Raw genomic sequence first — 21,319 nt, forward strand, 5'->3', positions numbered from 1 at the left:
CTTTCGCGTTGTGATGAGTTCAATATCCCCGATCCGGGGTGCAGATGGGTACCCGGGTCACCAGGCGAGTCGTTCGGATCGCGCACCCGCTTCGGTCTCGGCGCCCTCCGGGCGCGGTGTCGCGATGCGGAAACCGTCGGAGGGCGGCGGTACGATTGCCGGGTCCCCTTGGGCGCGGGTCCCGCACGCGAGGGGTCATTTCATGCCCGGCAGGGAACCCGCACGCCGTCAGGAGCAGCACACAGGTGACGTCAGCCGAACCCTCCGCCAGCACCACTGGCACAGCACCTCCGGGACCGAAACTCCAGCTCCGGGCCTGGCAGCGTCGGGCACTGACCAAATATCTGACGCAGAAGCCCAAGGATTTTCTCGCGGTCGCCACCCCCGGCGCCGGCAAGACGACCTTCGGTCTCCGGATCGCTCGTGAACTCCTCGACGATCGCACGGTCGACAAGATCACCGTCGTGGCGCCGACCGAACATCTCAAGCATCAGTGGGCGGAGGCCGCGGCACGGGTCGGTATCGCGCTCGACTCGCGGTTCACCAACGCCGCCGGACAGACGAGTTCGGACTTCCACGGAGTCGTCGTCACCTATGCACAGGTGGCCGCACACCCGGCTCGTCACCGAGTGCGCACCGAGAACTACCGGACTCTCGTCATCCTCGACGAGATCCACCACGGCGGCGACGCCAAGTCGTGGGGCGAGGCCATCCGTGAGGCGTTCGACGACGCCGAACGCCGCCTCCTGCTCACCGGAACGCCGTTCCGGTCCGACGATTCCCCCATCCCGTTCGTCACTTACGAGCCCGAGGCCGGTGGACATCAGCGGTCCAAAGCCGACCACACCTACGGTTACGCCGATGCACTCAAGGACGGCGTCGTCCGGCCGGTCGTGTTCCTGGCGTACTCGGGCGAGGCGAGCTGGCGCGACAGCGCAGGGGAGGAGTACACGGCCCGGCTCGGTGAGCCGCTGTCGGCCGAACACACCACGCGGGCCTGGCGCACCGCTCTCGACGCGCACGGCGATTGGATCCCGGCGGTGCTCACCGCCGCGCACACGCGGCTGGGTCAGTTGCGCGCCACCGGCACCCCGGACGCGGGCGGACTGGTCATCGCTACCGATCAGACCGCCGCGCGTGACTACGCCGAGCTGCTGACGGCGATCACGGGCAAGCCGCCCACGCTCGTGCTGTCCGACGATCCCAAGTCCTCGTCGCGGATCGGGCAGTTCGCGGCGTCCACCGACGAATGGATGGTCGCGGTGCGCATGGTGTCCGAGGGCGTCGACGTTCCCCGGCTCGCCGTGGGCGTCTATGCCACCAGTTCGTCGACGCCGCTGTTCTTCGCCCAGGCGATCGGTCGCTTCGTGCGGTCCCGCCGCCCGGGCGAGACCGCGAGCGTCTTCCTGCCCTCGGTGCCGGTGCTCCTGGATCTCGCCGCCCAGATGGAGGTCGAACGCGACCACGTGCTGGGCAAGCCACACCGGGAGAGCGACGGGCTCGACGATCAGCTGCTCATCGACGCCAACAAGCAGCAGGACGAGCCGGGGGAGGACGAGCCCACCTTCCAGTCCCTGCACGCCGATGCCGAGCTGGACCAGGTGATCTTCGACGGGACGTCGTTCGGCACGGCCACTTTCGCCGGCAGCGACGAGGAGTCCGACTACCTCGGGCTGCCCGGCCTCCTCGACGCCGACCAGGTGCGGGCACTCCTCCGCAAGCGTCAGGAGGACCAGGTCACCGCGCGCACGACCGCCGCCGAGACACCCGCGACGACCGAACAACCCACGCCGGGACGCGCACCCGGAACCACCGGGGACAACCTGCACGCTCTACGCAAAGAGCTCAACACCCTCGTGGCGATGCATCACCATCGCACCGGCAAGCCGCACGGCATGGTGCACAACGAACTCCGCACCCGGCTCGGCGGCCCGCCCACGGCGATGGCCAGCGCGGACCAGCTGAAGGAGCGCATCGCGGCCCTCCGCGAGTGGCGCTGACCCGTCGCCGAACCCGAAACACGAGAGAGCCCGGCCGGAATGCTCCGGCCGGGCTCTCTCGTGTTCAGACGGTGCCCGTGTCAGACCGCCGAACTCGTGTCAGACCAGTTCGCCCGCGGACTCGACGACGGTGGCACTGAGCTCGACGAGACGGGTCTCGTGCTCGTTGAAGTGGTGACGGCAGAAGAGAAGTTCGCCGCCCTTGGGCAGGACGGCACGTACCTTGGCTGCGGCGCCGCAGCGATCACAGCGATCGGCGGCGGTGAGCGGCAGGTAGATCGGGGCTGTGGTGGCGATGTCAGTCATGGTTCCTCCGTCCCGGTCCGGCGCCGGTGTCCGGACGCCTTCCCTTCGAGCCGACACATCCGGGCGATGCGTCAACCTCACTCTGTCAGACGCTGGACGCGTCCGTATTGTTCCGGCAGGTGCGCTCGGTGTGTCGTCACTCACCGTTTACATCGGACAACGAAACGACAACGGAAACGGCGGTTCAGAAACGGCACGCCTTGCGCAGAAGCAGAACGACCCGGCCGGTCGGCCGGGTCGCACCACTCTACGCGCTTCGCGCGCCGGCGATCAGTTCGTGCGGGTGGACGCCTGCGATGCGCTGTCCGAGTCGGATTCGGATGCGGCGTCGGCGGCCGGGATGTCGCCGGTCGACGACGTCTCCGCCTCACCCGCGGCGACGAGGGCCTCCCGCTCCTCACGGAGATGGGTCACCGCGTCGGAGGACTCGTTGTCGCGGTCGCGGAGGTACTCGCGCAGCGAGTAGGCGAACGCGGCGGCCCAGCCGATGGCGATCACGATGTAGAAGACGTTGCGGACGGAGCCGGGGGCGTCGATGAAGTCGCTCTTGAGGAGGCTGCGCGTATTGGTGAGGACGATGAGTCCGCCGACCGAGGAGCCGAGCAGGCGGGGCGGGACGTGGCGGACGAGCCACGCCGCGATCGGTGCCGCGATGACGCCGCCGACCAGGATGGCGCCCACCCACGCGAAGTTGATGCCCTGCGAGCCGAGGCTGAACAGGAAGCCGAGGCTCGCGGCGACCGCGATGATGAACTCGCTCGTGTCGATCGAGCCGATCACCTTGCGCGGTTCGAGGCGCCCGCTGGCCAGGATCGCCGGGGTCCCGACGGGGCCCCATCCGCCGCCGCCCGTGGCGTCGACGAAGCCGGCGACGAAGCCGAGCGGGCTGAGGAAGCGCTTGCGCAGCGGCTTGCCCAGGTTGTGTCGCGGAATGCCCTGGAAGGTGAAGCGAACCAGGATGTAGAGGCCGAGCAGCAGGAGGATCACGGCCATGACGGGCGCAGCGGCCTCGGTGGACAGATTCGACAGGATGGTCGCACCCAGGAACGCACCGATCGCGCCCGGGATGGCGATCCTCCGTACGACGCGCCAGTCGACGTTGCCGAACTTCCAGTGCGAGACACCCGAGACGAGGGTGGTGCCGATCTCGGCGAGGTGGACGGTGGCCGATGCCGCCGCCGGGTTGCTACCGATCGCAAGGAGCAGGGTCGTGGTGGTGACGCCGTAAGCCATGCCGAGACTGCCGTCGACGAGCTGGGCTGCCAGGCCGACGAGGCCGATCAGGACAATCGTTCTCATGGTGGGTCTTTCCGGGAAGTCACGCCGTCAAGGGGCGTGGCGAGGCTGAGCGGGCACGAAGCGGCCGCTGGAAGAGAAACGCAGGGATGGGGACGCACGTGGGCCCCGGGCTGGGTTGGGTCGTCTCACAGACACAGCATCGAGGCTGTGCGCAGCAGGTCGACGGCGGCGCGGCGCACCAGCATGGCGCCACGTCTGCTCCCGGTCACTGCGTATGTCACCGCGCCATCTTATGTAGTGCGCCGGAGAAAGTCCGACTCTGAGCCGTGTCGGAATCGGTGCGCGCACAAATCTTGACAAACGCCGTAACCGCGTGCTCGGGGTCTCGAACCCAGAACGCCGTCGCCCCCGTACCGATGAGGTACGGGGGCGACGGCGTCTGAGAAGCGGGTCCTAGTCCAGATAGTCGCGCAGGACCTGGGAACGCGACGGGTGGCGCAACTTCGACATCGTCTTGGACTCGATCTGCCGGATGCGCTCGCGGGTCACGCCGTAGACCTGGCCGATCTCGTCGAGCGTCCGGGGCTGGCCGTCGGTCAGACCGAAGCGCAGACGGACGACGCCGGCCTCACGCTCGGACAGGGTCTCGAGCACCGACTGCAACTGATCCTGCAGGAGGGTGAAGCTGACCGCGTCGACCGCGACAACGGCCTCGGAGTCCTCGATGAAGTCGCCGAGCTGGCTGTCACCCTCGTCGCCGATGGTCTGGTCCAGCGAGATGGGTTCCCGGGCGTACTGCTGGATCTCCAGCACCTTCTCCGGGGTGATGTCCATTTCCTTGGCGAGCTCTTCGGGCGTCGGCTCGCGTCCGAGGTCCTGGAGGAGTTCACGCTGGATACGACCGAGCTTGTTGATGACCTCGACCATGTGCACCGGTATACGGATGGTGCGGGCCTGGTCGGCCATGGCGCGGGTGATCGCCTGACGAATCCACCAGGTGGCGTACGTCGAGAACTTGTAGCCCTTGGTGTAGTCGAACTTCTCGACCGCGCGGATCAGTCCGAGGTTGCCCTCCTGGATGAGGTCCAGGAATGCCATGCCGCGGCCCGTGTAGCGCTTGGCGAGCGAGACGACGAGGCGCAGGTTGGCCTCGAGAAGGTGGTTCTTGGCGCGGTTGCCGTCGCGCGAGATCCAGTTCAGGTCACGCTTCTGGGCGGTGCTGAGTTTCTCGCCCGCATCCATGATGCGGCGCAGACGCTCGGTGGCGAACAGCCCGGCCTCGATGCGCTTGGCGAGCTCGACCTCCTCCTCCGCGTTCAGCAGCGCGACCTTGCCGATCTGCTTGAGGTAGGCGCGGACGCTGTCCGCCGAAGCCGTGAGCTCGGCGTCCTTGCGTGCCTGTCGCAGGGCCTCGGATTCCTCCTCGTCCCAGACGAAGTCGCCGGACTTGGCGGCCGCGGAGTCGTCCTTCGCCGCTGCTTTGCCGGCAGCCGGGGCCGCGCCCGCGGCGGGAGTTGCCTCTGCGGACTCGTCCTCGGGCTCTTCCGACTCGTCTTCGTCGTCGTCGACCTCGAGGTCGTCGTCGATCTCGACGTCCTCGAGTGCGGCGTCGGGCACGTCGATGTCGTCGATCGAATCCGGGTCGTCGGGCTCGGCGCCCGCGTCCTCGGCTCCCTCGGCAGAAGTGGCCTTCTTGGCAGCCTTCTTCGGTGCCGCCTTCTTGGTGGCCTTCTTCGCTGCTGCCTTCTTCGCTGGAGCCTTGCGGGCGGCGGTCTTCTTCGCAGCCTTCTTGGCGGTCCGCTTGGCCGGGGTGTCGGTCGCGGCGGGGGTCGACTCCGTCGACTCGTCGGCCTCTGCATCACCCTGGTGGGTCGTGATGGCTGCCACGTACAACCTTTCGAACTGTCTTCTGTGGTGTCGTCTGTCGTCTGTCTCCAGACGCGACACGGCAGCACGAGCCGCCGTGGACGAGGTCTTGGTTTCTCGGTTGGAATGACCGGTGACGACCATTGTAACGACATCGCCCTGCCCGGTGTGTCAAAGACCTGGTCAACCCAGGCGTGGCGCTAGGTTTTGAGCCCCTGGGACACGGCCATGGCCGCACCGACGATGCCGGCGGTGTTCAGGAGCGTCGCCGGGACCACGGGCGTCTTGTTGGTCAGCAGCGGAATCCACTTGTCCGCCTTACGGCTGATGCCACCACCGGCGATGAACAGCTTCGGCCAGAAGAGGGCCTCGTAGGTCGCGAGGACCTCGGACACCTTCTCCGTCCACTTCTCGTAGGTCCAGCCCTTCTCCTCGCGCACACGCGAGGAGGCCTGGTGCTCGGCCTCCTTCTTGCCGACCTGGAGGTGACCGAGCTCGGTGTTCGGGACGAGATTGCCGTTGTTCAGGATCGCCGATCCGATACCGGTGCCGAACGTCAGCAACATGACGACACCGTCGACGCCCTTGCCCGCGCCATAGGCGTCCTCGGCCATTCCGGCGGCATCGGCGTCGTTGAGCACCGACACCGTCCGGCCGTCGAGGTGTCTGCTGAAGAGGTCGTACACGTCGGTGCCGATCCAGGCCTTGTCGATGTTGGCAGCCGTGCGCATGACGCCTTCGGTGACGACTCCGGGCAGCGTGATGCCCACGGGCCCCGTCCAGTCGAAATGTGCGACGACCTCGGCCACGCCGTCGGCGACCGCGTCGGGCGTCGCCGGCTGCGGGGTGAGGACCTTGAACCGCTCGCCGACCAGATCGCCGGTGTCGAGATCCACGATCCCGCCCTTGATCCCCGAGCCTCCGACATCGACCCCGAAGGCGAGGTCGGCCGGTTGCTTCGCATCATCGGTGGACGTGGTGGTGCTGGGGGCAGTCATGGTGGGGCTCCCTGTCCGGGTCGGCGGCAATCCGAAGACCAGGCTATCCACGGGCGGGCCCGGATGCGCGTCATCACAGCAGATGTCGGCGACCGAACCGGCCCGGCGACCGAGACTTGGGTCACCGCCGCGCCGGCCCGTCGCGCCGATGTGCTGACATGGGAGGCGTGGATCAGACAATTCCGGTGGACGAACTCGCTGCGGTCGCCGACGCCGTGGCCCAGCAGGCCGCCGCGCACGTGCGCCGTCGTCGACCCGAATTGTTCGGTGCGACACCAGGTCACGGAGCTCCTGACGATGCCGCCACGCCGGCGTCGACGGCGCCGGACCCGGTCGCGACGAAGTCCACCGAGACCGATCCGGTCACGCTGGCCGACACCGAGACCGAACGATTGATCCGAGCGCTGCTGCACGATGCCCGGCCCGACGACGAGGTGCTGGGGGAGGAGGACGGCGGAAGTCGCGCCGTGCCCTCCGGGGTGCGGTGGGTCGTCGACCCGATCGACGGGACCGTCAACTTCATGTACGGCGTTCCCGCCTACGCCGTGTCGGTGGCCGCCCAGGTCGACGGACGTTCGGTGGCGGGCGTCGTGGTCGATGTCGCCCGCCACGTGACCTATGGCGCAACGCTCGGCCGCGGCGCCTGGGTGTCCGAGGGGCACGGTGTCCGGCGACCACTGCGATGCACTTCCGTCGAACGGGCCGAACTGGCGCTGGTGGCAACGGGTTTCGGATACGACGCGGATCGCCGGCGCCAGCAGGGCCGGATCGTCGCCGAATTGCTCCCGCGGGTACGCGACGTCCGCCGGATCGGCGCGGCCGCACTCGACCTGTGCATGGTGGCCTCAGGTGCGGTCGATGCCCACTACGAGCATGGCCTCAGCCCCTGGGACTGGGCGGCGGGCGGCCTCATCGCGGCCGAGGCCGGCGCGGTCGTCCAGACGCCGCCACCGGATTCGCGGGCCGACGAGGGACACATCACGGTCGCGGTCGCTCCCGGGATCGCCGAGGAGTTCTTCGCTCTCCTCGACGAGTTCGATGCCCGGGAACCTCTGCGCTGAGTCTCGGGTTCGCCCTCGACGGGATGCGCTCAGCAGCTCGCCGAGTGAACCGCCTTCACCAGCGCCGGGTCCACACCGGTCTCGGGGTTCTTGGGGTCCGCCGATCGGAGCGCCTCGAGGGCGGCCTGGGCATCCTGGGACATCTCCCCGCCCGAGTGATATGCCCCGAGCGCGACGTCGACGGCCGTACCCCGGCGTCCGTCGTCGATCAGCTGGGCGCAGGGGAAGGCCAGCCATGTGGCGGCGGCCGCAGCGCGCCCGGCAGGCCCGAACCGGATCTGCGCTACACAATTGAGGTCCTGGTTGGGATACAGCGGATCGTCGGCGTACGGGGTGTCGGGCACCGGGGTGAATCCCTGGGCGGTCAGGTCGTCCGACACCGAACGCGCCGCGCCGCGTTCGTCGGAGGCGTTGAGGACCCGGACGCCGAAGGTCGCCAGCGGGGCGGGGACGACCTCCAGCATCTCGTCCCGATCGACCACGGTGAGGGTCGGCGGCGCAGGCGGGGGAGTCGCGCCGGCTTCGACGGAGGTCGGCGGCGTCGGCTGATTGCACGCGGTGGGAACCGATTCGGCGTCATCGCCACCCAGCGCCACCGCCCACACGACGACGCCGAGGATCAGCAGGGCGACAACTGTGACGATCGCCGGGGTGTACCGCCGCCGGCGATACGGTCTGCCGTGCTCGTCGGTCGGATAGCCGGTCGTAATCTTCGACACCACCGTGGACTGGCTCCTCACTGGGTGTTGCGGCCCGCACCGGCCCGCTCGGTCTCGGATCACTCTAGAGGTTGCCGTTCCGCCCGCCGATGCGCCTCGCCGGTTGCACGGTCGGGCGTCGGGAACGACGTCTCAGTTGGAACACCCGACGATTTTTGCACCAATTGGGCGCACTATATTGACCGACGGATACCGGTCGTCTATGCTTCGGGCGCCCGCGCTTCCAGACCCGGGGTGCGCCCGATATCGAATCGTGACTGAACTCACACAATACGCGCGCCGCTCGGGTACGAATCTCGCCCGAGACGACGTTGTAGTGACCCCAACGGCAAGACAAGCCCGGCGGACTCGTGCGCACTCCACGTGGGAGGGCGACCCGCCTTCACCGTGAGCGCCCCTCCCACTCTCGACAAGTTAGGCACACAATGGCAACAGATTACGACGCGCCGCGACGCACAGAGACCGAGGATCTCAACGAGGACTCGCTCGAAGAGCTGAAGGCACGGCGCAGCGAGGCTCAGTCCTCGGCAGTGGACGTCGACGAGAGTGACACCGCGGAGTCCTTCGAACTGCCGGGTGCCGACCTCTCCGGCGAGGAGCTCTCGGTCCGGGTGATTCCCAAGCAGGCCGACGAATTCACTTGCACCAGCTGCTTTCTCGTCTACCACCGCAGCCGGCTGGCAGAAGAGAACGGAAGCTCACTCATCTGCGTCGACTGTGCGTGAGCGCGCCTGAGGGACTCCTCGGGTAGAACGTCCGGGCCGCACCGACGGCCATGGGCGACACAGCCGACGATGCTGTCGAAAGGGGCCGACGCCGATCACGGCGCGGCCCCTTCGTCGTGCCCCAGGTTCGGGTCGTGCCCAGGTTCTGGTCGTGTCCGGTCGCCTCAGGTGGCGACGTCGGGGCGGTCAGCCGCGGCGTCGTCGATGCCCAGCGCGGCGAGCAGCTCGGTCGGGCGGCGCGTCGACACCAGCCAGTAGGGGGTGGGGTCGTCTGGATCGTCGAGCACGATCAGCACCATCGTCTTCACCCAGGATCGGTGCACGAGATACGCGGCCGGATCGAGCTGGCGGCCGAGTGCGGCACTCTTCGCCGTTGCCGGGACGGTCGCGCCGCGGGCCACGACAGCGCGCGGTAGCCGGGCGCGGTGCGCGTGCAGCTCGCGGTCCGGCGACACCCGGACGCGGGTGCGTCCCATCGACCACAACATCAGAGCGCACAGGCACGCGGTGACGACATATCCGATCGCGCTCCAACGACTGCCGTGCGCCGACAGCTGGATCTCGTAGCCGATGACACCGGTCAGGACGACGGCCGCCAGCCACCACCACCACGGAACGTGGAGCCGCTCGTCGAACAGGTCGGCCGTCGAGTCGGTGACGACGGCGTCACGGCCTGCGGGTGCGTGGGGGGCGTCCGACGCGCCTCCGGGGCGTTCAGGCGAATGATCTGCGGTCACGTGACCAGCGTAGTCTGCGTGCGTGACCCCAGAGCTCCCCCCTGTGCCGCCGATCGCGGTGCGCCGCCTCGACCCCGATCTCCCCCTTCCCGTCCGGGCACATCCGGGTGACGCCGGGGTCGACCTGTACTCGACCATCGACCTCGAACTGCCCGCCGGGCGCCGGCAGCTGGTCGGTACCGGGATCGCGATCGCGCTCCCCTTCGGGACCGTCGGGCTCATCCACCCGCGGTCGGGCCTCGCCGCCCGCGCCGGTCTCTCGATCGTGAACTCGCCGGGCACGGTCGACGCCGGGTACCGCGGCGAGATCAAGGTCTGCCTGATCAATCTCGATCCCGAACAGACGATCTCGATCGCCCGTGGCGACCGGATCGCGCAACTCCTCGTGCAGCGTGTGGAGCTCCCGGACTTCGTGGAGGTCGACCAACTCGACGACACCGCCCGCGGCGAGGGCGGTTACGGCTCGAGCGGCGGCCACGCCATTCTCACCTGAGTCCGGGCCCTCCGGAGTCGATTACTGTTCTCTCTGTGACCGGCGGAGCGCTTCGCCGGACTCGCGGTGACGAGGACGAACAGCCCGGGGCATCCGAATGGCCCGGGCGGGCGAGGAGTAGCGATGGCACAGGACGAATCGGACGAGTTGCGGGTCGGTCAGGCGCGGGGACCCTACGACATCGACGCACTCGTCACGGAGCCGCGCGAGCTGGAGAACTCGCATCTGGACCTCGGGTCGGTCCTGGTCCCGGTGGTCGAGGGTGGCCAGGTGACCGTCGAGATGTCCGAGGCGCACCAGCCCCAGAGCGTCTACCTCGTGACTCCCATCGGGCGGATCTCGGTGAGCGCCTTCGCGGCACCCAAGTCGCCGGGTATGTGGCGTGAGGTGGTGCGGGAGCTGGCCGGCTCGTTGCGTGACGACGGCGCGGTGACCAGTGTCGAAGACGGTCACTGGGGCCGCGAGGTGGTTGCCGAGATCGATGGCGCCACGCACCGGTTCATCGGTGTCGACGGCCCGCGATGGCTGGTCAGGTGCGTGGGCAGCGGTCCGTCGGAGAGCGCTGACGATCTCGCGCGCCTGAGCCGGGCCGTTCTCGCCGAGACCGTCGTTCGTCGCGGCTCGGAGCCGTTCCCGCCACGGGACCCGCTGCCGATCGTGTTGCCGCCGGTACTCGCCGAACAGGTTGCCGCCGCCCAGCAGCAGATGTTCGCCGACCCGGCCGCCGCGGAGGCGCAGGCCGCTCCCCAGGCTCCCGTCGCCGATGCGCCGGACACCACGGACGACACGGGTCCGGTGACCGGTGGAGCGCTCGACCAGGTGGCGCACGCCACCGTGTACGGAGACAACGCCTACGCCCACGAGCCCGACGCCGAAGCCGCCCCGCCGAGCCAGGCGGCCGAGCCGTCGACGCCCGCACCTGCCGACGACGCCGACGACGAGCCCCAACCGCCGTCGTCGGGTTCGGCGATGCAGCGCTTTCTTCGCCGGCGATGACGCACTAGCCCACGATGACCGACTGATCACCCGGTCCGGATCCGGATCACTGAGCCCGGATCACTGAGCCCGAATCCGTCACGCAAGCTCGATCAGGCGTGACAGGCCGTCGAGGGCGCTCCGTCCCAGCAGCGCGGCATCGCGACCCCACCCGTCGAGGGTGACCTCGGCGAGCACCGAGCGTGGCGCCGCGCGGTGCCAGTCCCGCGCGACCGCGATCGGATGGACCGGGTCGTCGCCTGCCGCGACGATGGCGAGCGGCACGGCAAGGCCCTCGATGTCCGACGGGGTGGGGGCTCGGTAGGACGACGCCTCGCGCAGCGCGCCGAGCAGGCGCGGGTGCAGGCGTCGCCACGAACGGGTCAGCTCGGCGGCCAGCCAGGCGGGGCTGCTCGCGGACATCTCGGTGATCGTCGCCTCGAGACCGTTGCGCTCGAGCGCCTCGGCCGTGGCCCTCGCGCTTGCCGCGGCCGGCGCGACGCGTGCGTCCCCACTCCATGCGGGCAGCGCCGCGAGCACCCCCGCACAGTGTTTCCCACCATCGGCGAGGGCCCACTCCAGGGCGATCGCGGCGCCGATGGACACGCCGCCGACCAGGATCGGACCGTGGGACCGTGCGGCTCGTGTCAGGGCAAGGCGGTAACCCTCGACCAGCGGCGCGGCGGGTTCGAGGGCGATGAGATCGAGTCCCCGTGCCCCCGCGGCGGGACCGAAGGCGCGGGTGACGTAGTCGGCGTCCGACCCGGTTCCGGGGATCGCCACGAGTGCTGTCGGCCGGGGGCGATCGGAGCGGTCGGTGCCGAGCATCAGACGATCATCCCCTAGGGTGGCCCGGGGTCACGAAGGTGTCCCCGGACCACGGAATTCGACCGTGGTCGTCCACGTTGTCAGTGGACGATGCCGAGGTCTACGCTGGCGGACAGGCCACCGATCATGCGTTCGGTGGCCCACGGACACCGCCGCACACGTCCGCGGTGCCGTCCGAAATCCATTGGGAGGTTGAGATGCCCACTGCCGGCTATCTCAAGCGACTGACCCGTCGGCTCACCGAAGATCTCGGTGACATCGACGCCGAGAAGATCGCCGAGGAGTCGAAGGCGACGGGCGCCCAGCGCGCGTCCGATTGCTGTCGGGGCGAGGAGGTCACGATGCACGGTGAGCTCCGCGCCGTCGAGACCTGTTCACGCTCGGCCAAGGCCGGCGTGAAGGCCGAGTTCTTCGACGGCTCCGACATCGTGATGCTGAAGTGGCTCGGTCGGAACCGGATCACCGGCATCGAACCCGGCCGTAAGGTGACCGTCCGCGGGCGGCTCGCCGAGCAGGACGGCCACAAGGTGATCTACAACCCGTACTACGAATTGCACGGCGCCGACGAGTGAGCGATCCCGAGTCGCGCGCTCCCACGGTCCTCGAACAGATCGGCGGCGTGTCGGGGCTGATCTACTCCACGGTCCCGGTGATGGTGTTCGTCCCGGCCAATTCGTTCTTCGGCCTCACCGTGGCGATCTACGCCGCACTCGGTGTCGCGGCCGCGCTGTTCCTCTTCCGGCTGATCCGCCGCGAACCCCTCACCCCGGCGGTCTCCGGCCTGCTGGGTGTGGCGATCTGCGTCTTCATCGCCCGTGAGGTGGGAGATGCCAAGGGTTACTTCCTCTTCGGCATCTGGACCACACTCGCGTACGCGATCGCGTTCGCTGTGTCGATCCTGGTCCGCTGGCCCCTCATCGGGGTGGCGTGGCACCTGGTCAACGGCGAGGGGTCGGCCTGGCGCAAGCAGCGCAAGACGCTGCGCGCCTACGACATCGCCACCGCTCTGTGGACGCTGGTCTTCGCCGCGCGCTACCTCACCCAATCCGAGCTCTACGACGACGGCGCCACCGGCTGGCTCGCGTTCTCACGCATCGCGATGGGCTGGCCGCTGACCGCCCTGGTGGTGCTGGCGACGATCCTGCTCGTCCGGCGCGCTCACCGTGCCGAGGAGCGAATCGCCGGCAGCACCGACACCGATGTCGTCGCCGACGAGAACACCCCCACCGAGGTCGCGACCTCCGGGACTGTCACCGGGCGATCTGCATCGCCTCGTAGAGCGCGGGTTCCACTTCGGTGGGAGCGATGAAGACCAGCTCGTCTCCACCTTCGATGGGGTCGTCGCTCTGCGGGACGATGACGCGGCCCCCGCGCAGGATGGCCACGAGCGCGGCGTCGCGGGGGAGTGCGAGCCTGCGGACCGGTTTGCCCGCCATCGGCGTGTTCGACGGCAGGGTCAGTTCGACGAGATTGGCCTGACCCTGACGGAACGTCATGAGGCGGACCAGGTCGCCGACCGAGACCGCCTCCTCCACGAGAGACGCGAGCAGTCGCGGGGTGGAGACGGCGACGTCGACGCCCCAGTCCTCGTCGAACAGCCACTCGTTGCGCGGATCGTTGACGCGCGCGACAACCCGGTTGATCGCGAACTCGGTCTTCGCGAGGAGGCTGACAACCAGGTTGGCCTTGTCGTCGCCGGTGGCGGCGATCATCACATCGAACGTCTGCAGTTGTGCCGCTTCGAGATTCGCCAGTTCGCACGCGTCGGCGAGCACCCACGTGGCGCCGGCGACGGCGTCGTGGTCGATGTGGTCGGCGTTGCGCTCGAAGAGGGTGACCTCATGGGTGTTCACCAGCAGCTCGCGGGCGATGGAACGCCCGACCGCGCCGGCTCCGGCGATGGCGACCTTCACAGCGGGATCTCGTTCACTGCAGGGGACTCCTTCGGGGCTGAGGTGGTCACGACTCGGTCTGGGTGAACGGTGCCGCGGCGACTCCGCGGGCGTTCTTGAGGTTGTCGAGCAGGACCGCTCCGTAGATCACATCGTCCTGTTGCAGAACGGTTTTGGCATCGGGGAGGACGGGGCGTCCGACCCGGCTCAGGAAGGCGACGCGGGCGCCGGTCTGCTCCTGGAACTTGCCGACCGACACCCCGATCCAGGTGTCGTCGACGTCGATCTCCGCGAGGGCGAGCGAGCCCGAGGGATCGCGCCACTCCGTCATCGTCGTCTCACCGAGCGCCGAGACGAACCGTTCGGTGGTCCACGGCACGGTGGCCACGGTGGGGATGCCGAGCCGTTCGTAGACCTCGGCGCGTTTGGCGTCGTAGATGCGGGCGACGACACGTTCGACGTCGAAGGTCTCGCGGGCCACACGTGCGGAGATGATGTTGGAGTTGTCGCCCGAGGACACCGCCGCGAACGCGTCGGCATGCTCGATGCCGGCCTTCTCGAGGATCTCGCGGTCGAAACCGACCCCGGTGATGGTGCGGCCCGCGAAGTTCGGGCTCAGGCGCACGAAGGCGGACGGGTCGCGGTCGATGATCGCGACGTCGTGTCCGCGCTTCTGCATCGCCATCGCGAGCGATGACCCGACACGCCCGCAACCCATGATGACTACCTGCACGACATTCCTCTCCCCAGGCGGTCCGTCTGCCGCGAGTCGAACCTACCCGCCTCGCCGCGAACGCTCTAGGGTTGCCTGGTGTCCACCGTCTCCAAGGTGTCCGTCGCGACGAAACGCCTCCTGCTCGGCAGGCCGTTCCGCAGCGACACCCTCGGTCATACCCTGCTGCCCAAGCGGATCGCCCTCCCGGTTTTCGCCTCCGACGCCATGAGTTCGGTGGCGTATGCGCCGCAGGAGATCTTCCTGGTCCTGTCCGTCGCGGGGATCAGCGCGCTCGCGTTCACCCCATGGGTCGCGATCGCCGTCGCGGTCGTGATGATCGTGGTCGTCGCGAGCTACCGGCAGAACGTGCACGCCTACCCGTCCGGGGGCGGCGACTACGAGGTCGCCACCGTCAATCTCGGTCCCAACGCGGGTCTGACGGTCGGCAGCGCGCTGCTCGTCGACTATGTGCTGACGGTGGCGGTGTCGGTCACCTCGGCCGCCGAGAACATCGGATCGGCGATCCCGTTCGTCGGCGAACACAAGGTGTGGTTCTGTGTCGGCGCGATCATCCTGCTCGCCGCGGTGAACCTGCGCGGCATCAAGGAGTCCGGCGCGTTCCTCGCGATCCCGACCTACGGCTTCATCATCGGCGTCCTCGGCATGCTGATCTGGGGCTTCACCGAGATCTTCGTGCTCGGTCAGGACATCCACTCCGAGACCGCGGCGTTCGGGATCGCGGCCGAGCAGGACGACCTCACCGGGCTGGCGCTGATCTTCCTGGTGGCCCGCTCGTTCTCCTCCGGATGCGCCGCCCTGACCGGGGTGGAGGCGATCAGCAACGGCGTGCCCGCTTTCCGCAAGCCCAAATCGCGTAACGCCGCCACGACGCTGCTGTTGCTGGGCGCCTTCTCGATCACCCTGCTGCTGGGCATCGTGCTGCTCGCCGAGAAGATCGGTGCGAAGTACGTCATGAACCCCGAGCAGGACCTGATCGGAGCGCCCGACGGCTATCAGCAGAAGGCGATGATCGCCCAGCTGGCCCATGCGGTGTTCGACTCGTTCCCGCCCGCCTTCTTCTTCGTCGCCACGGTGACCGCGCTGATCCTGTTGCTCGCCGCGAACACCGCCTTCAACGGTTTTCCCGTGCTCGGTTCGGTGCTCGCCCAGGACCGCTACCTGCCCCGCCAGCTGCACACCCGTGGCGACCGGCTGGCGTTCAGCAACGGCATCCTGTTCCTGGCGATCGCCGCGATCATCTTCGTGGTCGCGTTCGGGGCGCAGGTGACCGCGCTGATCCAGCTCTACATCGTCGGCGTGTTCGTGTCGTTCACGTTGAGCCAGACCGGCATGGTGCGGCACTGGACGCGCCTTCTGCGCACCGAGACCGACCCCAGTGCGCGTCGGCGCATGAAGCAGTCGCGGATGGTCAACTCGGTCGGCCTGGTGATGACCGCGACCGTCCTCGTGGTGGTGCTGCTCACCAAATTCACCGAGGGTGCCTACATCGCGGTGATCGCGATGATCGCGCTGTTCGTGATCATGAAGCTCATCCACCATCACTACGCTTCGGTGCAGCGGGAACTCGACCGCGCGGAGAACGACGACGAGGCGGTGCTGCCCAGCCGTACCCACTCGATCGTCCTGGTCTCGAGTCTGCACATGGCGTCCAAACGCGCGCTCCGCTATGCCCGGGCCACCCGGCCGGACGTTCTGGAGGCGATCACGGTCAACGTCGACGACCGCGACACCCGCAAGCTCGTCTCCGAATGGGAGGCCAGCGACATCACGGTCCCGCTCAAGGTCATCGCCTCGCCGTACCGCGAGATCACCGGGCCCGTCATCGAATACGTGCGTCGGGTGCGCCGCGAGTCACCCCGGGACGTCGTCACGGTGTTCATCCCCGAATACGTCGTCGGGCACTGGTGGGAGCAGATCCTGCACAACCAGTCGGCCCTTCGCCTCAAGGGACGCCTGCTGTTCGAACCCGGGGTGATGGTGACCTCGGTGCCGTGGCAGCTCACGTCGTCCGATCGGCGCAAGGAAGAGCCGGCGTACTGGGCACCCGGCGAGACCCGGCGCGCGCTCGGCGAACCGGAACGGCGTACGTGAGCGGCCCGGGTCCCCGGCGCATCGAGGTGCGCGTCGACCGTGCGGCCAACGGCGGCGAGGCGGTCGGACGGGCCGACGGGCGGGTCGTCTTCGTCCGGGGCGCGATCCCGGGGGAACGTGTGCTGGCCGAGATCACCGACGACCGGCACGACGCCTACTGGCGTGCGGACGTCGCCGACATCATCGACGCCTCTGTGCACCGGGTGGAGACGCCGTGTCCCGCGGCCGCAGACGGCGCCGGGTGCTGCGACCTCGGGCACGTGGCACCGGGGTACGCGCGTGAGCTGAAACAGGCTGTCCTGCTGGACGTCCTGGGCCGGGTGGGGCACCTGTCGGACGAGGTCGTCGCCGGTACCGAGCTGGCCGTCCACGGTGTACGACAGCTGGGGAACTCCGACACCGGGTGGCGCATCCGCAGTCGGCTCGCCGTCGACCAGCGCGGGCGGCCGGGCCAGTCGGCCCATCGCGGCTCCCGGGTCGTCGTCGAGCCCTGCGTTCAACCGGCGGCAGGGATGCTCGACGGGCTCGACGACCGGCGGTTCACCCCCGGGGGCGAGATCGCCGTGGTCGTCGACTCGTCGGGTACACGGCACATCACCGAACTCGCACCCGTGCAGGCACCACGGCGGAGCCGGGGGGACAGCCGACGTCGAGCCCAGCAGAACCGCGTCCGCCGGGCGCGTCCGCGCGCCCAGGCCGTCGTCGACGGAGAGGCCTCGGCGCTGCATCGGGTGGGCGACCGGTCCTGGCGCATTCCCGTTGCCGGCTTCTGGCAGGCCCACCGCGACGCCCCGCGGGCCTACTCCGAGACCGTCGTCGAGCTCGCCGGGGCACACCTGACGTCGCCGCCTCGTGTCGCCTGGGACCTGTACGGCGGTGCAGGCGTCTTCGCCGGTGCGCTGCTCGACGCCGGAAAGTTCGGCAACGGTCTGGAGTCTGTGCACATCGTCGACTCCGACGCCTCCGCACTCGATGCCGCGGGGCTCACCTTCGAGGCGGAGCAGGACCGTGTGGTCCGCCATCGCGGCGACGTCGGTGCCGAGATCTCGGGGCCGGCCGCGCCGGCACGCCCCGACATCGTGGTGCTCGACCCGCCGCGCACCGGTGCCGGCGAGCAGGTGATCGGCGCGGTCGCGGCCGCGGGACCGTCCGTCGTCGTTCATGTGGGGTGCGATGCGGCGCGGTTCGCACGTGATCTCGGACTCTTCGAGCGGCATGGCTACCGCGTGACCGAGATCCGGGGTTTCGACGCGTTTCCGCTGACCCACCACGTGGAGGCGATCGCGTGCCTCGTCCCGGCCGCCGCCGGATGACGCGGCGGGGGTCCTGACGGGTCCCGGTCGGGGCATCGACGACCATCCGTGGGTCGGGTCGGTGACGAATGCTTCCGTAGACTGACCACACACGTGCCGGACCCGTCCGGTGCCCACAGCCGACCTGATGTCCTCGCGTGGTGGAGGAACGGGGTGATGGAGGAAAAGATGGGTGTGCTCGACCGGATCAGCTCGCCGGCCGATCTTCGGTCCCTGTCGGACGCGGAGATGGAATCGCTCGCGTCCGAGATCCGCACGTTCCTGATCGAGAAGGTGGCCGCCACCGGCGGTCACCTGGGGCCGAATCTCGGTGTCGTCGAACTGACCCTGGGGATCCACCGCGTCTTCGACTCGCCGTCGGACCCGATCCTGTTCGACACCGGTCATCAGAGCTACGTCCACAAGATCGTCACCGGCCGGAAAGACGGCTTCGACCAGCTGCGCCAGCGCGGCGGCCTCACCGGATACCAGGAGCGTGCCGAATCCGAGCACGACTGGGTGGAGTCCTCCCACGCCTCGGCCGCACTGTCCTATGCCGACGGTCTCGCGAAGTCGTTCGAGCTGACCGGCCAACCGGACCGTACGGTCGTCGCGGTCGTCGGTGACGGCGCTCTGACCGGCGGCATGTGCTGGGAGGCGATCAACAACATCGCCGCCTGCAGCCGACGCGTGGTGATCGTCGTCAACGACAACGGCCGGTCGTACGCGCCGACCATCGGCGGTCTCGCCAGCCACCTGTCCGGCCTCCGGCTTCAGCCCGGTTACGAGCGATTCCTCGACGAGGGACGACGCGTCGTCAAGCAGGTGCCCGTGGTCGGCGAGCCCGCCTATGCCGTCCTGCACGGGATGAAGAGCGGACTCAAGGATCTGCTAGCACCGCAGGCGATGTTCACCGACCTCGGCCTGAAGTACGTCGGGCCCGTCGACGGGCACGACATCGACGCGGTCGAGTCCGCGCTGCGCCAGGCTCGCGACTTCGGCGGACCGGTCATCGTCCACACCGTCACCCGCAAGGGGATGGGGTACGCCCACGCGGAGAACCACGTCGCCGACCTGATGCATGCGACGGGCATCATCGACCCGGTCACCGGCCGACCCACCAGTGTGTCGCCGCAGGACTGGACCGCGGTGTTCTCCGCCGCACTCCTCGACGCGGGCGCCAACCGGCCCGACGTCGTGGCCATCACCGCGGCGATGCCCGGACCGACCGGACTGACCCCGTTCGGGGAGCGCTACCCCGATCGGATGTTCGACGTCGGAATCGCCGAGCAGCATGCGATGACCTCGGCGGCTGGTCTCGCCCTGGGCGGGCTTCACCCGGTGGTCGCCATCTACTCGACCTTCCTCAACCGTGCGTTCGACCAGTTGCTCATGGACGTCGCGCTGCTGAAGCAGCCGGTGACCCTGGTGCTGGACCGGTCCGGCATCACCGGGCCCGACGGGCCGAGCCATCACGGGATGTGGGATCTGTCGCTCATGGCGATGATCCCGGGCCTGCGGGTCGCCGCCCCGCGCGATGCCGTCCGGTTGCGGGAGGAGTTCGACGAGGCGCTCGGGATCGATGACGGACCCACCGCCCTCCGGTTCTCCAAAGGTGCGGTGCCCGAAGACATCCGGGCCGTAGAGCGGCTCGACGACGGCGTCGACGTGTTGCACCGTTCCGATCGTGACCTCGGTCCAGCCGGCGGCGACGTGCTCATCGTCGCGGTCGGGGCGTTCTGTGGTCTGGCCGTCGACACCGCCGAACGGCTGGCCCGGCAGGGGATCGACGCGACCGTCATCGACCCGCGCTGGGTGCTTCCCGTGCCGGCCTCGGTGGTCGAGGTGGCGCGTCGGCACCGCCTCGTCGTGACGCTGGAGGACGGATGCACCAGCGGCGGTGTCGGCGCGGCTGTCGCGGCCGTCCTGTCTGCCGCCGAGGTGATGGTGCCGGTCCAGATCAAGGGCATCCCGCAGGCGTTCATCCCGCATGCCTCCCGGGGCGAGATCCTCGGCGAACTCGGTCTGACCGCGCAGGATCTCGCCCGTTCGGTCACGGCGACCGTGTCCGGGATGCAGGCCGGACCGGGTTTGTCGGGTCAGATCGAGAACCGACCCGACCCGGCCCGGAGTCGCGCCGACGACTAGACCCGGTCCGCACCGCGTTTGGCGGTGAACGGCGCTGGGCATTTCTCCGAGGTGAACGTCGAACCCGGTTCCGCGGGCCGGGATCGGTTGGACTCGCGGGTACCGACGCTCGGTGTCGAAGAGGAGTTCGTCCTCGTCGACCGCGATTCCGGGCGTCCGGTCGGACGCAACCGTGAGGTCGCAGCGGCCGCAGCGACCCGTGGTCTCGACCTCGAACTCGAACTGACCTCGTCCCAGGTCGAGATCGCCACTCCGGCGGCGGTGTCCGGCAACGAGATCGGTGCTCATCTGCGCCGTCTGCGCGCGATCCTCGCCGATGCGGCCGACGACGTCGGTGTCGACGTCGTCGCGTGCGGAGTGCCACCGAGAGTGCCGGACTCGTTCCCGGTGACCGATACCGGTCGGTACCGGGCCATCGCCGAACGGTACGGCATGCTCGCGCACGAGCAGGGCATCAGCGGTTGTCACGTCCACGTCGGTGTCCCCGATACCGACACCGCGGTGTCCGTCTGCAACTGGATGCGGCCATGGTTGCCCGCTCTGCTCGCGCTGTCGGCGAATTCGGCGATCTACCGTGACGCCGACTCCGGACATGCCAGTTGGCGTTCGGTGCTGTGGTCGCGGTGGCCCGCGGCGGGTCCGCCCCCGCACCTGCGTTCGGCCGAGCACTACGCCGACATCGTGGACGTGCTGGTCGCCACCGGCGCGATCCTCGATCCGCACATGCTGTATTGGGATGTCCGTCCGTCGGATCACCTTCCGACGGTCGAGGTGCGGATCGGGGACGTCCAGATGCGGGTCGAAGAGACCCAGGCGTTCGCCACGATCGTCCGCGCGGCGGTGATGACCGCGCTCGACGCGGGCACCCGCAGCTCACGGGCGAGCGCGGTACTGGACCCGGCGTTGCTGTCGGCCGCGTACTGGACGGCGGCCCACGACGGTGTCGAGGGACGGGCCATCGACCCGGCCACGGGTGCACTGCTGCCGGCCTGGTCCCGGGTGGAGCAGTTGCTCACGGTGATCGGTCCGGTACTGGACCGCCTGGGTGAGCGGGAGGCCGTCGAGACGGTGTTGCAGACCATGCGCACCGAGGGCAACGGCGCCTCGCGTCAGCGTCGGATCTTCGATGCCACCGGGACGGGCCTGGCGGTCGTGCGCGCGGCGACCCTGAGACGCGAACCGGGCCACGGCTGACCGGTCCGCGACCCGATCC

Annotated in this window: 20 protein-coding genes; 11 read left to right on the plus strand and 9 right to left on the minus strand. The window is 69.0% G+C overall.

The window, feature by feature from the left end; all coding sequences use genetic code 11:
• The first annotated feature begins 245 nt into the window (after positions 1 to 245).
• Positions 246 to 2,000 carry a DEAD/DEAH box helicase gene (locus tag ACSUZC_RS10680; protein WP_439032748.1) on the plus strand — a complete coding sequence of 585 codons (1,755 nt, stop codon included), beginning with the start codon at positions 246 to 248 and terminating at the stop codon, positions 1,998 to 2,000.
• 99 nt (positions 2,001 to 2,099) lie between these two features.
• Here ACSUZC_RS10680 and ACSUZC_RS10685 read toward each other — a convergent pair whose 3' ends face one another.
• From ACSUZC_RS10685 to ppgK, 4 genes are all read right to left on the minus strand, one after another.
• Complete coding sequence (locus tag ACSUZC_RS10685) at positions 2,100 to 2,306, minus strand: DUF7455 domain-containing protein (RefSeq protein ID WP_238419216.1); 207 nt, start codon at positions 2,304 to 2,306, stop codon at positions 2,100 to 2,102.
• Positions 2,307 to 2,576: 270 nt separating this feature from the next.
• Positions 2,577 to 3,605: a sulfite exporter TauE/SafE family protein gene (locus tag ACSUZC_RS10690; RefSeq protein WP_439032749.1), complete on the minus strand. Its 1,029-nt coding sequence runs from the start codon at positions 3,603 to 3,605 to the stop codon at positions 2,577 to 2,579.
• Positions 3,606 to 3,998: 393 nt separating this feature from the next.
• Positions 3,999 to 5,555, minus strand: a complete 1,557-nt coding sequence (locus ACSUZC_RS10695) for an RNA polymerase sigma factor (RefSeq protein ID WP_439032750.1) — start codon at positions 5,553 to 5,555, stop codon at positions 3,999 to 4,001.
• 56 nt (positions 5,556 to 5,611) lie between these two features.
• Positions 5,612 to 6,409, minus strand: a complete 798-nt coding sequence (gene ppgK, locus ACSUZC_RS10700; protein ID WP_439032751.1) for a polyphosphate--glucose phosphotransferase — start codon at positions 6,407 to 6,409, stop codon at positions 5,612 to 5,614.
• A 158-nt stretch (positions 6,410 to 6,567) separates the two neighbouring features.
• On the opposite strand from ppgK, the gene ACSUZC_RS10705 reads away from it, so the two are divergent.
• A complete protein-coding gene (locus ACSUZC_RS10705; protein ID WP_439032752.1) occupies positions 6,568 to 7,470 on the plus strand; it encodes an inositol monophosphatase family protein in 903 nt (300 codons plus the stop codon).
• A 29-nt stretch (positions 7,471 to 7,499) separates the two neighbouring features.
• Here ACSUZC_RS10705 and cei read toward each other — a convergent pair whose 3' ends face one another.
• Positions 7,500 to 8,192: an envelope integrity protein Cei gene (cei, locus tag ACSUZC_RS10710; RefSeq protein WP_439032753.1), complete on the minus strand. Its 693-nt coding sequence runs from the start codon at positions 8,190 to 8,192 to the stop codon at positions 7,500 to 7,502.
• A gap of 422 nt (positions 8,193 to 8,614) precedes the next feature.
• Between cei and ACSUZC_RS10715 the strand changes: the two genes are divergently transcribed.
• The gene (locus tag ACSUZC_RS10715; protein ID WP_004018846.1) at positions 8,615 to 8,914 is read left to right on the plus strand and encodes a DUF4193 domain-containing protein; all 300 of its coding nucleotides are present in this window, start codon (positions 8,615 to 8,617) and stop codon (positions 8,912 to 8,914) included.
• Between the two features lie 164 nt (positions 8,915 to 9,078).
• Here the strand turns inward: ACSUZC_RS10715 and ACSUZC_RS10720 are convergent, their stop codons facing one another.
• Positions 9,079 to 9,651: a DUF3093 domain-containing protein gene (locus ACSUZC_RS10720; protein WP_439032754.1), complete on the minus strand. Its 573-nt coding sequence runs from the start codon at positions 9,649 to 9,651 to the stop codon at positions 9,079 to 9,081.
• A 22-nt stretch (positions 9,652 to 9,673) separates the two neighbouring features.
• Between ACSUZC_RS10720 and dut the strand changes: the two genes are divergently transcribed.
• Both dut and ACSUZC_RS10730 read left to right on the plus strand, forming a co-directional pair.
• Complete coding sequence (gene dut, locus ACSUZC_RS10725; protein WP_439032755.1) at positions 9,674 to 10,144, plus strand: dUTP diphosphatase; 471 nt, start codon at positions 9,674 to 9,676, stop codon at positions 10,142 to 10,144.
• A 123-nt stretch (positions 10,145 to 10,267) separates the two neighbouring features.
• Positions 10,268 to 11,140: a DUF3710 domain-containing protein gene (locus ACSUZC_RS10730; protein ID WP_439032756.1), complete on the plus strand. Its 873-nt coding sequence runs from the start codon at positions 10,268 to 10,270 to the stop codon at positions 11,138 to 11,140.
• Between the two features lie 78 nt (positions 11,141 to 11,218).
• On the opposite strand, the gene ACSUZC_RS10735 is transcribed toward ACSUZC_RS10730, so the two are convergent.
• On the minus strand, positions 11,219 to 11,947 hold the full coding sequence (locus ACSUZC_RS10735; RefSeq protein WP_439032757.1) for an alpha/beta hydrolase: 729 nt from the start codon (positions 11,945 to 11,947) through the stop codon (positions 11,219 to 11,221).
• 197 nt (positions 11,948 to 12,144) lie between these two features.
• Here ACSUZC_RS10735 and ACSUZC_RS10740 point away from each other — a divergent pair, with 197 nt between their 5' ends.
• Together ACSUZC_RS10740 and ACSUZC_RS10745 are read left to right on the plus strand one after the other, a co-directional pair.
• Complete coding sequence (locus tag ACSUZC_RS10740; protein WP_439032758.1) at positions 12,145 to 12,519, plus strand: OB-fold nucleic acid binding domain-containing protein; 375 nt, start codon at positions 12,145 to 12,147, stop codon at positions 12,517 to 12,519.
• On the plus strand, positions 12,498 to 13,256 hold the full coding sequence (locus tag ACSUZC_RS10745; RefSeq protein WP_439033086.1) for a DUF3159 domain-containing protein: 759 nt from the start codon (positions 12,498 to 12,500) through the stop codon (positions 13,254 to 13,256). The genes ACSUZC_RS10740 and ACSUZC_RS10745 overlap by 22 nt, the downstream gene beginning before the upstream one ends.
• Here ACSUZC_RS10745 and ACSUZC_RS10750 read toward each other — a convergent pair.
• Entirely contained in the window at positions 13,198 to 13,860 is a 663-nt protein-coding gene (locus tag ACSUZC_RS10750; protein ID WP_439032759.1) for a potassium channel family protein, read from the minus strand. The two genes, ACSUZC_RS10745 and ACSUZC_RS10750, sit on opposite strands and share 59 nt — an antisense overlap.
• A gap of 46 nt (positions 13,861 to 13,906) precedes the next feature.
• A complete protein-coding gene (locus ACSUZC_RS10755) occupies positions 13,907 to 14,572 on the minus strand; it encodes a potassium channel family protein (protein WP_439032760.1) in 666 nt (221 codons plus the stop codon).
• A 78-nt stretch (positions 14,573 to 14,650) separates the two neighbouring features.
• Here ACSUZC_RS10755 and ACSUZC_RS10760 point away from each other — a divergent pair, with 78 nt between their 5' ends.
• From ACSUZC_RS10760 to ACSUZC_RS10775, 4 genes are all read left to right on the plus strand, one after another.
• Positions 14,651 to 16,666: an APC family permease gene (locus ACSUZC_RS10760; RefSeq protein WP_439032761.1), complete on the plus strand. Its 2,016-nt coding sequence runs from the start codon at positions 14,651 to 14,653 to the stop codon at positions 16,664 to 16,666.
• Positions 16,663 to 17,979, plus strand: coding sequence for a class I SAM-dependent RNA methyltransferase (locus ACSUZC_RS10765; protein ID WP_439032762.1), 1,317 nt, complete (start codon positions 16,663 to 16,665; stop codon positions 17,977 to 17,979). Before ACSUZC_RS10760 ends, ACSUZC_RS10765 begins: the two co-directional genes overlap by 4 nt.
• Positions 17,980 to 18,147: 168 nt before the next feature.
• Positions 18,148 to 20,106 carry a 1-deoxy-D-xylulose-5-phosphate synthase gene (gene dxs, locus ACSUZC_RS10770; RefSeq protein ID WP_439032763.1) on the plus strand — a complete coding sequence of 653 codons (1,959 nt, stop codon included), beginning with the start codon at positions 18,148 to 18,150 and terminating at the stop codon, positions 20,104 to 20,106.
• A gap of 51 nt (positions 20,107 to 20,157) precedes the next feature.
• Positions 20,158 to 21,300, plus strand: coding sequence for a carboxylate-amine ligase (locus tag ACSUZC_RS10775; RefSeq protein ID WP_439033087.1), 1,143 nt, complete (start codon positions 20,158 to 20,160; stop codon positions 21,298 to 21,300).
• Positions 21,301 to 21,319: the final 19 nt, after the last annotated feature.

Source organism: Gordonia terrae (genome assembly GCF_051789125.1).
GTDB classification, from domain to species: domain Bacteria; phylum Actinomycetota; class Actinomycetes; order Mycobacteriales; family Mycobacteriaceae; genus Gordonia; species Gordonia terrae_A.